Origin of the sequence: Candidatus Sulfotelmatobacter sp. (assembly GCA_036500765.1) — a bacterium.
Taxonomy (GTDB): Bacteria; Acidobacteriota; Terriglobia; order Terriglobales; family Acidobacteriaceae; genus Sulfotelmatobacter.
On the sequence record DASYBM010000004.1, the window covers coordinates 1,858,873 to 1,871,374 of the forward strand.

General features: G+C 58.2%; 6 protein-coding genes. 2 read left to right on the plus strand and 4 right to left on the minus strand.

The window, feature by feature from the left end; genetic code table 11:
* Positions 1–56: 56 nt before the first annotated feature.
* The 3 genes from VGM18_10760 to VGM18_10770 form a co-directional block, all read right to left on the minus strand.
* Entirely contained in the window at positions 57–3,566 is a 3,510-nt protein-coding gene (locus VGM18_10760; protein ID HEY3973476.1) for a TonB-dependent receptor, read from the minus strand.
* Between the two features lie 350 nt (positions 3,567–3,916).
* Positions 3,917–5,635 (minus strand): carboxypeptidase-like regulatory domain-containing protein, encoded by a 1,719-nt coding sequence (locus VGM18_10765; GenBank protein ID HEY3973477.1) that lies wholly within the window; start codon positions 5,633–5,635, stop codon positions 3,917–3,919.
* Positions 5,636–5,671: 36 nt separating this feature from the next.
* Complete coding sequence (locus VGM18_10770; GenBank protein ID HEY3973478.1) at positions 5,672–7,420, minus strand: GWxTD domain-containing protein; 1,749 nt, start codon at positions 7,418–7,420, stop codon at positions 5,672–5,674.
* Between the two features lie 577 nt (positions 7,421–7,997).
* Between VGM18_10770 and VGM18_10775 the strand changes: the two genes are divergently transcribed.
* Together VGM18_10775 and VGM18_10780 are read left to right on the plus strand one after the other, a co-directional pair.
* Positions 7,998–9,389 (plus strand): efflux RND transporter periplasmic adaptor subunit, encoded by a 1,392-nt coding sequence (locus tag VGM18_10775; protein HEY3973479.1) that lies wholly within the window; start codon positions 7,998–8,000, stop codon positions 9,387–9,389.
* Positions 9,390–9,626: 237 nt separating this feature from the next.
* A complete protein-coding gene (locus tag VGM18_10780; GenBank protein ID HEY3973480.1) occupies positions 9,627–10,361 on the plus strand; it encodes an ABC transporter ATP-binding protein in 735 nt (244 codons plus the stop codon).
* 242 nt (positions 10,362–10,603) lie between these two features.
* Here the strand turns inward: VGM18_10780 and VGM18_10785 are convergent, their stop codons facing one another.
* Positions 10,604–12,295, minus strand: a complete 1,692-nt coding sequence (locus tag VGM18_10785; protein ID HEY3973481.1) for a diguanylate cyclase — start codon at positions 12,293–12,295, stop codon at positions 10,604–10,606.
* Positions 12,296–12,502 lie beyond the last annotated feature (207 nt).

Here is a 12,502-nt window from a genome sequence, read left to right on the forward strand (position 1 = left end):
CCTGTTGCAGGGCGGGATTTTTTGCGCGCAGAAAAAGGTTGAGACCCGGCAAGTGGTTAGAATTTGAACACGGCCGACAACTGAATGCCGCGCGGCCCACCGCCTCCGATGAACGGGTTTCCGATGCCCACGTCGCCGGTAGCGGTGATGGGAAGCGGTCCAGCGCCTACTTCGCGGGTACCGGTGCTGTCCAGCTTAAAGCCCGCAGCGCCCGGATCGGCGATAAATGCGGGCAGCAGCGGGTTGGAGAAATTCGGATGATTAAGCAAGTTAAAGAAGTCAACGCCCAGCTTCATGCTAAGCCGTTCCGTGATATCCGTCTTCTTGTAGATGGAGAAGTTCCACTCTTTGAAAGTTGGCCCCGTCAAGGAATTGCGCCCCATGTCGCCGAAGTGGCGATTGTAGTTGCCGGAGGAAGGCAAAGCACAATCAGTAGCGGAGCCGTTTGCTCCCTGACTCGGGTCAACCGTGCAAGGGATGGCAAAAGCGCTGAGGTCGAGGAAGTTCGCCGGATTGCTCTTGTGGTAGACGATCGGACCCACCACGTCAGGCCGATCGAATGCGTTGCCGCTGCCGCTGAAATCATCTTCAAAGTTGTAATTCAAGTGGAAGGGCTGGCCGCTCTGAAGAGTAGCTATACTATTGATGCCCCAACCATTCTTGAGCTTCTGCATGCTGCCGCCCATGGCTGGGAAGTCGTACGCAAAATTCCACGTGAAACGGTGGGTAAGGTTGAACCCGGACGGGCCGTATTCCAGATAAGGCCGGGTGCTGTCGTTCGGTTGCGCCTCGTTCGGCTCGAAGTCTTCGCCGTCGCTCGAATTGTCGAGCGACTTGGAATAGACGTAGTTCAGAATCGAGGTCACCCCATGCCATCCGGTGACGCGGTAGCTGGTTTGCAGGGCGTTGTAATTCGACTTGCCGGTCGAGTTCTCTTGCAGCACGTAGAACGCGCCGTACGGGTTGCCGTTGAGGGGCCGGGCCGCTCCACTGAAATCGGTGATGCAATCACACGCGGCATCTGCCGCGTTGATCTGCGCCGTGCTGGGCTGGCTGATGTCGAAGAAGCGCCACAGCCGATGTCCCTGCGAGCCCACGTAGCTGATCTGAATTACCGCTTTGCTGGAGAGTTGCTGCTGGATGTTCAGGTTGTAGTTCTCCATGTAAGGCGACTTGATGTTCTGGTCGAAGGCGAAGGCATCACACTCATAGCTGCAAGTTGTGGTTGCGGCATATACGGGCTGCCCAGCCGTGATCGGCCCACCGATCGCACCGGTCGAAAGGATTGGATCGGGACCGGCGTTGTTGTAGGCCGGGCCAGGTCCAAAGAATGGTGCATACGGCAGGTGTCCGAGAATCATATCCTGCGAGAACGCGTCGTAGAACATTCCGAAACCGGCACGGACCACAGTCTTGCCTTTCCCGGTCACGTCCCACGCAGCGCTCACGCGCGGCGCGAAATCTTTCTTGTCCGGCTTATACAGGCCGCTGAGTCCGGGCTGACCAACCTGCGTCAGAGTAAAGGTTCCCGTTCCCGGGGCTGGAGAAATGCTGGTTATGTTGGTGAGAAGGTTGTTCTTCTCCTGTACCACTCCGAAGTAATCCCAGCGCAGACCGTAGTTGAAGGTCAACCTGGAAGTCACACGGAAGCTGTCCTGCCCATAGAAGCCAATATTGTTCTCATGCGTATGGCGAGTGGTATCGCCGAAATACTGGAAGCCGTCCGTAACATCGCCGGCGAGGAAATTCTGAAGTGGAAGTAGGCCCCCAGGGTTGCCGGTTGTGTCCCTGAACCTGAGACGTCCGCGAAAATATTTGTCGAAGTATTGCTGAACCGATGTCCGATGAAAGTCGACGCCGAACTTCACGTCGTGCTTGTTCACTTTCCACGAGAAATTATCGAGAACCTGATTGTTGCTGTCATAGCGGTGACGGGGTGTGCTGCTGGTAGCGCCCAGTTGCGCGAAACTTCCCACATAGGTAATCGGCATGCCGGAATCCGAGACACCGCCGTTGCAAAGCGCGGTGCTGGTCGCGGCGCAAAGTCCAATCGAACTCGGCCGGAAACTCTGATCCTGCGGGAAAAAGCCCTCTGCAAAACGGTTCCAGCCATAGCGCAGTTCATTCACCTTATTCGAGCCGATGGTGTGCGTGTAAGAAAGCGATACGAGCTGCACGCGCGTCGGAGTGAAGGTGTTGAAGCCCGGCAACTGGCCGCCCGAAGCCGTCAAGGCCAGCGGGAAGGACTGAATGCTGTCGCCAAAGAAGTATCGGCCCGTGAGAATGTTGCTGGCATTGAAGTTCTGATCGATTTTGGCGATGAAGCTGGTCAGATCGTTAAATGAGGGCGAGACGATCGAAGCGTTGGGGCCGTTCGGGCAACCGCTGTTTTCCGAGCCCACTAGCGAACCGCCGAAGGTTCCTGGAATGTTGGGCGTCGGCCACGGATTCCGTGCCAACAAAGCTGCAATGACGGGATTGGTCGCGCCGCCATCCGCTGCGATCTGCGCTGGATCTGGGACGCAGGAGAGAGTAACTACTCCCACCGGCTCCCGCTGGCCCTCATAGTCGGCATAGAAGAACGTCTTGTCCTTGACGATGGGCCCACCCATCGAAGCGCCGAACTGGTTGTTGTGGAAAGGCGCTTTTGGCTGGCTGGCGCTATTGAAATAATTCCTCGCGTCCAAGGCGCTGTTGCGGAAATATTCCGCGGCGCTTCCGTGGATTGCATTGGTTCCGCTCTTGGTCACGATATTGACCACCGCGCCGGCATTGCGGCCGTATTCCGGCTGGAAGTTGGAGAGGACATTGACTTCGGCGACCGCATCGATGGGCAGAATCGTTGAGGGCGTACCGAACACTCCGGCCTGGTTGATGGCGGGGTCGTTGCGGTAGCCGTCGTTCATGTCGGTGCCGTCGAGTAGATAGTTATTGGAGCGGCCGCGGGCGCCGTTCATCGAAAACTCACCGAAAGAGCCGGGAGAATCGGAAATCTGATCGGGCGATCCCGAAACACCCGGATTCATGTAGATCAGCTTGGTATAGTCGCGCCCGTTGACGGGCATATTCTCGACGGTCTGCGCCGTGAGCACCCCTCCCAGGGTGTTGGTGGTGGTCTCGATCAGAGGCAACTCGTCGGCGGAGACTTCGACCTGAGTGGAGATTTGGCCCGTCTTCATGGGGGCGTCGACGCGGCGTTCGGTGGCTACGTCGACGGTCACGCCGGTGGCGTGGTAGGTCTGGAAGCCGGTCTGAGTGATGGTCACGCTATAGGTGCCGATGGGAAGTTCGGGCAGAGAATAGCTGCCGTCGGCGCTGGTTTCGGTGGAGCGCTCCAGTCCGGTGCCGGTGTTTTTCGCGGTAACCTTGGCTCCGGCGATAACGGCGCCGGAAGGGTCGGTGACGGTCCCGAGGATGGTTCCGCGGAAGGTCTGTGCCGACAAGGTGGCTGCGGCCAGGAGAATGAACACCAGACTGCTCGACACCAGATTGATCGACGGCTTCCCTATTGAAAAATTGCTCATCGACACCTTTTTTATCGACACCGGGACGATACGCGCTCTCATGTGGTCTCCTCTTGAAACGGGTTCAATTGTCGGGGAGTGATGAATCCTTGCAGGCGACCGAGTGCTTGCGCCCTCGTCTGGGAAGGCTTGCAATTCCTTGCATGCTAACAAGATGCGCCGCCGAGCCCGCAAAGGTCAGCACTGAAACATTATCGAAAGGCAATCCCAAGAGTCAACCAAAGAGTTATGGATGGTTACTATAGATTTTACGAATGAGGTACGGGAAGGCGCGCGCGTTAGGCTTCAAACCTCAGGCTTCTGGCTCTCGGCTTCCTGTCGATCAGGATTCAGGGCGCATGCGATGATTTGTGGCAACGGTTTGGCTGAGAGCTGAAAGCTGAGAGCTGCTCTTAGAACGTAAAAGCTACCCCGCCGCGGACGCAGCGCGGGGATTGAACCAAATAGACGGTCTGTCCGTCCTGGCCAAGGACGGGAACGTAGCCCTGAGCCAGCAAATTGCGAAGATCGATGATGGCTTCGACGTGGCCGCCCAGCGCCGGAATGGGCTGGCGCAGGAAAATGTTGAGGAAGGGATCGCTTTGTCCGGGGGACGCGTTGAACATGTCAACAGGGGTGATGCCCGTGCCATTGACCCAGCGATAGGAGGCGATCCAACGGGTGTGGGTCCGGGAGAGTGTCCCACTCAGTTTGGCGGAGAGAGCGTGGCGTCGCTGCGTAGTCATGAATTGCTGAGCTTCCTGCAAGGAAACGTCGGGGTGAGTGAGATCGAGGACGCCGCCGAAGGCGTAATCGAGAGTCCCAGTCAAGTCTTCGGAAAACTTGCGCTGCAGCACGACGCGCAGGCCGTTGGTGTCGAGGGTGTTCCCAGCAAAGTTGAACGTGCCGGAGGTGATGTCGGGCAGGAGGAATCCGCCGGCGGCGGTAGTTTGGCCAGTGCCGAGCAGAGCGGGGTTGGCGACGCGATCGGTGAATACTGCCACCTGAAGATTGTTCTTGCCCAGGCGGTGCGAGAGGCTGAGTTCCTGGTGCCGCGCGCTCTCCAGCTTGGGAGCGAAATTCTGGAGGCTGACTCGCGGATTCGATTCGCTGAGATCGGCAGGCGCCGAATCGAAACCTTTTTCGGCCCGGAGATCGGGACGCGACGTGGCGTACGCGTATTCGAGAAGCGTATCGGGGGAGAGGTGAAGATCGGCGGAACCGTAGGGACGGAAGGCGGTGACGTGGCCGAGAAACTGAATGGTTTGCAGTTCGCTGCCGAACCTGAATTCGAGAATGTCGCCGGCACTGAAGTCGTCGGCCGCAGAGAGCGCGAGAGCCTGAAGTGCGGCGTTGTGCAGATTCGGGTCCGATGGGGCAAAGCGGCGGACGGTGAGCCCGACCGTGGGCTCAGAGCCATTCATCAGACGGCGCGAATAGCTGGTGCGCAGCACTCCGGCGGGCACGCCTTGGCCGTATGCGACATTGCCGCTGAAGGCGAGGTGTCCGTCGGAGAAGATCGAGCGCTCCAGGCTGAAGCCGGTAGTCATGTCGGAGCCGGGACCGTAGCCTCCGGCGGTGGAGTTGGCCAGGAAGGACAGGGATCCGCTGAGGTCGTGCGGCTGCTTTTCGGGGCCGAGAACGGGGTCGTCAAAGACGCGCAGAATGGGCCGGTTCGCGACCGAGCGAAGAGTCCACTTCCAGTCGTCATCGTCGGGCAGATTGCGTGCGGGACCAAGCTGCATGGCACCCAGCAAAGTGCTGAGAGTGACATTGACATTGAGGCTGGCGCCGGGCCGAAGGCCGACTTTCTCGCGGAAGGCAGGAAGGAATGATGGGGCGGTAACTTTGACGCTGTAGAGGCCGGGGAGCAAGCCGGTGGCGGCGTAATAGCCCTCGCCATCGGTGAATACGGTGAAGGTGCGATTGGCCACGCCTAGAATCTGCACCACTGCGCCCATCTGGGGAGTACCGGCGAGATTGCGAACGTATCCCGTGATCGCTCCGGGCCGCTCCGCGCCGCTGGCAAAAACGGGCAGCGCGGAAGCAATCAGGAGCGTCCAAGTCCCCAGATTACCCAACTTAATTCGGCCGAATTTCACTCCACCCAATTTCACTCGACCCAGTTTCACTCCACCCCACCCCCTGGGGGGGAAACTTGCAGGGAGTTACTCTACTGCAAACACCGCCGACGGATCAATCGTCTGCTTGGAAATATTGTCGTTCACTTTGATTTCGATCTTATAGGTACCGGGCTGAAGGTTGGCGGCAACGATCGATTTTTGCAGCGTGACCTGATCGCCGACATTGCCCATCGTGTCAGTGCTTTCGGTTTTCTGGATCACCGACTTATTGGTGGCAAGATTGGTGATGTTGTATTCGAAAGTGGCGGAAGGCTTGTGGGTCTTCTCGTCCACGCCGAGATTATAGACCTGCATCCAGAAATTCAGCTTCTGGTCTTTATCTTTCTTGAACAGCGCGGGTTTGCCATTGGCGGAAGGTACGCGGGGGCGAACCTTCGTAGTGCCGATCACGAACATGCCGGTGCCAATGGCTTTGGTGGGAACCGGTTCCATGTCATCCGCGACGATCAGACTTGAGGTAGCAAGTTTATCTTCGGAAAATTCCGGAACGTTGACGCTCTTGCTGAATACTCCCTTGCGGTCGCCATTGACGTCTTTTACCGCGATGCTTAGTTTGTAGCGGCCGGGACGCAGCGGCAAAGCCTTCCAGTACACCGAGGCGTTCTCGGTGGTGCGAGGCAGGAGTTCGGCGGGCACGTCAACCTGAACCGTATCCTCAAAAGTTTGGACAACCTTGTCGGTCAACGTGGTCAGGCGGGCGAAGATGTTAACCGTGCCGCGCTGAATGCCGTCTTTATTGACGAACGTCACGTCGCGATTGCGCAATTGGATCGTAACCGGAACCAGGACCGTGTCGCTGGTCACCTTCACGAAATCCCAGCGCACATCGAAAGGCATCGGGTTGAGAATGATCTTGGAGTTGACGGCTTCTTCCAGGTCGGTGAATTTAACTTTGGGAGCGGCCTGCAGCTTGGCGAACTGTTCGAGTCGATCAAATTCCTTGGTCGCCTGTTGAGCGCTGTCCGGGCCAGCGCCGAGGCGCTCGATGCCGTTCCCCGTGAAGCGCTGGGCCTTGCTTGCCATGCCCATCGATTCATAAAGTGTCAGGCCGGCGTTAGGGGTCATGAGCAGGGCATCTTTTTCGGAGCGGTCCATGGTCATGTGAAACTCGCCGCACATGCAAGTATCGACGAATTCGATGATGACTTCCTGGCCGATACCTTCAATATAACGATAACGCCAGTCTTCAAAGGGGAAGGTCGAAGTCTCGCCGCCGCCCTCTTCCATGGGACGCTCGTAGGTTCCGCCCGAGGGGTGGGAGTCGATTTCGTCGGGCTTGCCGAAGACAATGTAGATGCGGCCGCGGTCGGTACGCCAGCCCTGAACGCCGGCGGCGAAGTGCTCGTTGGCGTAGGCTATGCGCTGGTAGTGCTCTTCTTTGTATTCGTTCTCTTCGGTGTCGGGAGTGGGATCGCGGCGTTGCCAGAAAGCTTCAATGAAGTTGTCGCGCTCTTCGTCGTTGGAGAGCTGTTTGAAGGCGGCGCGCTCTTCGTCGGTGATAATGTAAACGACGTCCTCTTCCAGCCACTTCTTGTAGACCTTGCTCACTTCCTGCTTGAAAGCGCGCTCATTCTTTTTCTTCTGCTTCTCGTTGATGGGGCGCGTGAGCGGGTCGACGGCATCGGGGGCAGGCTTGGTCTGAGCCGTGCTGGCGGAATCATTGGCGTTGGCAGCGGCAGGCTTGTCTGGGGAGACTTGATCGCGTTGGTCCTGGGCAATGGCGGGGGCAATGGCGGCGCAGGCCACGACACAGATTAGTAAAGCCACAGACACGACCAAATTGCGGAGAACAGCCTGATTAGAATTTACCCGGAACATGAGAGGGACTCCTGCCAGACAACCGTCGTCTGCCTATTTTAGGCCCGTTCGTTGTGTGAAAGCAAGGTTAAGTCGTGCCCGGAGAACCGACTATACGAACAACCACCGTGTACTTGGAAGCGGTGGAGGTTCGCCGGAGTTGCCCGCCGGGGAAGCAAATTGCGGCGGAGGACGTTGTCAGAGGGAAACACTACACCGCACTGCTGGCACGGGAGATCCCTCCCCACCTAAAGAACGGCTCCGGTCAGAATTACCACCGAATCTTGTAAGACCAGGAGGAGGGGTCCGGGCTATAATGGTGAGTCCCGGGGGCAGTTCGAATTACTATCACTCGCCACGCGTAACGGGTCTCGGCCACTTCTTTTCTATTCCTGATCGGGAACTTTCTCGGCGGCAGGATCGTAACAGAGGGTGTGTCCGTCACTCCGGGCGCGGCAGCGTGGGCCAATCGCATGTTAGGTAACGACCGCAAATAACGTTATGGCAGGACTTGGCCGTAATTGCGGAAAGCACCCGGACTTGTGACGGAATTATGAAACCTTGGAAAAAAATTGCAATCGGCGTCGGGATCGCGGTTCTACTAATAATCATTGTCGGCTTCACCGTGAGCCAGAGCAGCAAGAATGTGGTCACGGTGCAAACCGCCAAGCTGTCGCGGCAGGATCTGGCGACGGTGGTAAGCGCCTCGGGCGAGATTAAGCCCAAGACGTACGTAAACATCGGCGCTAACGCCTTTGGCAAGATCACCCACTTGTATGTACGCGAGGGTGAGCACGTAAAGAAGGGACAATTGTTGGCGCAACTGGAAAACGTGCAGTCTTCGGCCGACGTGAATGCCAACGAAGCATCGTTGCAGGCGGCGCAGACGGACGCGTTGGCGGCGGAAGCGAATCTCAAGACCTCGCAGGCCGATCTGGTGCGTGCGCAAGCGGACTACGACCGCAACAAGCTCGACTGGGAACGGGCGCAGAGCCTGTTCAAGGACGGCCTGATTTCCAAATCGGATTTCGACAGCCGCAAGAATGCATGGGCGACTGCCGAAGCGGGGCTGGGGCAGGCGCAGGCTCGCGTAGCGCAGGCCAAAGCGCAGGAAGACTCGGCTGATGGACACATCGCGCAGGCCAAGGCTACCCTGACGCACTATACGGATTTGTTGCAGAAGACGACGTATCCGGCGCCCTTTGATGGCGTGATTACGAACCTGCCGGTGCGCGAAGGGGAGACGGTGGTGATCGGCATTCAGAATGCGCAAGGCAGTACGCTGATGACCATTGCCGATATGTCGGTGATCACCGCCGAAGTCAAAGTCGATGAGACCGACATCGTAAATGTGCATCTGGGTCAACCTGCGGATGTGACCATTGATGCCATTCCCAAAAAGATTTTTCACGGCACGGTTTCGGAAATCGGAGACAACGCAATTGTGCGCTCCAGTGGCGTCTCAACCTCGCAGTCGACGACGGCCAGCGAAGAGGCGAAAGATTTCAAAGTCGTCGTGACTTTACAGGATGCGCCTCAGGACTTGCGCCCTGGGCTTTCGACCACTGCCAAGATCACGACCGCAAACCGGAGCAACGCCGTGGCGCTGCCGATTCAGGCGCTGACGCTGCGGAGTAAAGAGCAAATCGAGCAGCAGAATAATCCGCCGGGCTCGGTCCATGCCGCGGCGCCGGCGGCGGCAGAAGCTGCATCGAAGACGAAGAAAGGGGATGACTTGCAGGGGGTTTTCGTCATCCGAAATAAGAAGGCAATGTTCGTACCCGTGACCACGGGAATTACTGGGACGACCGACATCGAAGTACTCGACGGGCTAAAAGAAGGCGACGAGGTAATTACCGGGAGTTATAAGGTCTTGCGCACCCTGCGTCCGGGGACCAGCGTAAAGATCGATAATACGGTGCCGAAGAAAGAAGAAGAGTCGTAACGTTCGTTGGTTTCATGCGTCCAACGGAGAGCCGGGTCTTGCTATTGGGTCTTAGGCTTTGAACTTTCATTGCCTAGTCCTTTTACAGGCTAGTCCTTTTACAGGTAAGACCACAGGACCGGAATACCAGCGGAGCTCTCGGAGTCGAATCTAATCTCGGAGAACCCAGTGGCACCGGAAGAATTGCGCACAGATAAAGATCAGGAGAGAAACATGGCAACGGCAGAAGTCATCAGCATGCCCCCCACCGCGAATCTGGCGCCGCCGGAATCGTGCATGATTGCGGCCGAGGATCTCTGGAAAACTTACGACATGGGTTCGGAGCAGCAGGTGCATGCCTTGCGCGGCGTGAATCTGCGGATCCAGCGCAATGAATATGTCGCCATCATGGGGCCATCGGGCTCGGGGAAATCGACGCTGATGAATCTGATCGGCTGCCTCGACACGCCCTCGAAGGGAAAGTACTGGCTCAACAGCCAATTGGTCAGCGAACTGGACGACGACGAACTGGCACGCATCCGCAATAAGGAAATTGGCTTTGTATTCCAGACTTTCAACCTGCTAGCCCGGGCTACGGCGCTGCATAATGTGGAGCTGCCGCTGATCTACGCCGGCGTTCCGACCGAAGAGCGCATGGAGCGCGCCAAGGCATCGCTGGCGGCGGTGGGCATGGAAGCCCGGATGAGCCACAAGCCGAACGAACTCTCCGGCGGGCAGAGGCAGCGTGTGGCCATTGCGCGCGCCCTGGTGAACCGGCCGTCGATTATTCTGGCCGACGAGCCTACGGGCAATCTGGATTCGCAGACGGGCATTGAAATCATGGCTCTGTTTGACCGGCTCCAGGCCGAAGGTAACACGATCATTCTGGTTACTCACGAAGGCGACATCGCGGAATATGCCCACCGGGTGATTCACATCAAAGACGGCGTGATCGCGAGCGATGAGAGCAAGGGGCCCGGGCAACGGAGTTAAGATTTCATTTTCACAGCGCCCGGCCGCGAGGCTGGGCATTTTCTTTTTGTAGCGCCGTTTTTGTAGCGCCGCCATCCCGGCGGCTGTCGTGGCGGCGTCCCGCCGCCACCCGCCTACAGAGTTCCGACTGTTGCGAGTTTCACGGCACGAATTTTGGCGACCCGGACTGGACGATTCACAAGACTGTCGGGCGTACTCCGAGCTGAATAGTGCGAAGCCGTGTCGCCCTCGCGACGCCAGCGCTACGTCGCGATGGCTTTCAGTTGCGCTTTTTCTGCTGTGGGAACGGCATTTACGACTCGATCGCGGCCTTCGCGCTTGGCGCGGTAGAGGGCGGCATCGGCTGCCTCGAGCAGTTCCTGCGCGGAAGTGCCATGCATGGGAAGCGCAGCCACGCCCACGGATACGGTGATCATGCCCAGGGACTTGCCCTGGTGCAGGACCGTCACTTCGCGCAATTTCGAGCGAATGCGTTCGGCGCGGCCGTGCGCGGCGTTCAAGTCGGCGGTCGGCAGGATAATCACAAATTCCTCGCCTCCGACTCGGCACACGGTGTCTTCGACCCGAATGCTCTTGGTGAAAAAAGCCGCCGCCTCGCGCAAGATGGTGTCGCCCGCCTCGTGGCCGTAGGTATCGTTGAACTTTTTGAAGTGGTCGAGATCGAGCATGAGCACACCGACGGATTGTTCGGCGCGCACGGCGCGGCGGATTTCGCGGTCCATTATTTCCGTGAGGAAGCGGCGATTGTACAACCCGGTTAAGGGGTCTTTAATCGACTGCGAGCGCAAGGCTTCGCGTAATCGGATGTTGGCCACCGAAAGTCCAACTTGCCCGGCAAAAGTATTTTTCAGTGAATGTTCGGCATCCGCCAGAACGGGAACCTCATCGGTTGCCTGAAAATGAAGAATACCGAGTGCTTCGCCCTGCGCCAGGATGGGAATGCAGAGGTAGGTATGTTCCACGCCGGCGGCGTGAGGGCAGCGAGCCGTCGGGTCGCCGGCGACGACGAGGTGGGGATGGCCGGTGCGCAGAGCCCAGCAATCGGCGGCCTCAAACACCGATACCGGCCGTTCGCAGTCATGCCACGAGCCCGCGATCTCGACCAGGCTACGCTCGGGATTCAGCAGGGCTATGGCGCCGCGGCGGTCAGGAAAGATTCTGGGAGCAAAACCCAGGGCTGCCGCGAAAACCTCGTCTTTGCTGATGCAACTCTGGAGCAGTTCGCCCATTTTCGCCAACAGCGTAGCCCGCTGCGAGCGCTCGGTGAGTTCGAGGACCATTTTGCCGTTTTGCTCATCCAGCTTGCGGCGAGCCTGGTCTCGTTCCCGCATTTCTTGCTGAAGGCGGGTGTTGGCGTCGGCAAGCTCGGCGGTCCGATCTTTGATTTCCCGTTCCAGCACTTGTTGGGTGTGACGTTGCTCCTCGATGTCGGTGCAGGTCCCGAACCAGCGCACGATGGCGCCGGCGGAATCGCGCATGGGCGTTGCGCGGACCAGTTGCCAGCGGAAACCTCCGGCCGCATTTTGCAGGCGATATTCCATTTCGAACGGCTCCCCACTACGAAGCACGTTTTCCCAATTCCGCGACGCGATGGGCTGATCGTCAGGATGAAGCGCGTTGGACCAGCCTGACCCCAGGGTCTGCTCTTCGCTGAACCCAGTCAGTTCGTACCAGCGGCTATTACAGTAGTCGGTTCCGCCTTCGGGCACGGCAGTCCAGACGATCTGCGGAATCGCCTCGGCCAATGTGCGGAATACAACCTCGCCGTCGGCATCGGTATTCGCAGCGATGCGCTCGCGCCTCCGCGCTCCCCGATAAGCAAGGATGCCGACCACAGAGACCGCGGCCAGCGCCAGCAACGACGCGACCACCGTGGGATTGTGATAAAGGATGGAGAGCGCTACCGAGCCGTATTCCCCACTTCCACAAAGCATCGCTGAACCTGACGTATTCCCTTTCTCTCTATGACACGTATATCGACAACGGCGAAGACTAGACGAGCAAACCTCGCCCGAGCCCTGGAGGGAATATCGGCAGCGCCGGCTTTTCTTGGAGTTAGAAATCGGTAAGAAAGTGACAGAACGAGGGGAATTTCAGAGGGCAAAAGAGGTAGGTGAACACGTCTCTATGCGAAAGCGATT

Coding starts and splice junctions, on each gene's coding strand:
- VGM18_10760 (HEY3973476.1), bottom strand. CDS start 3,566: ATGAGAGCGCGTATCGTCCCGGTGTCGATAAAAAAGGTGTCGATGAGC.
- VGM18_10775 (HEY3973479.1), top strand. CDS start 7,998: ATGAAACCTTGGAAAAAAATTGCAATCGGCGTCGGGATCGCGGTTCTA.
- VGM18_10780 (HEY3973480.1), top strand. CDS start 9,627: ATGCCCCCCACCGCGAATCTGGCGCCGCCGGAATCGTGCATGATTGCG.
- VGM18_10785 (HEY3973481.1), bottom strand. CDS start 12,295: ATGCTTTGTGGAAGTGGGGAATACGGCTCGGTAGCGCTCTCCATCCTT.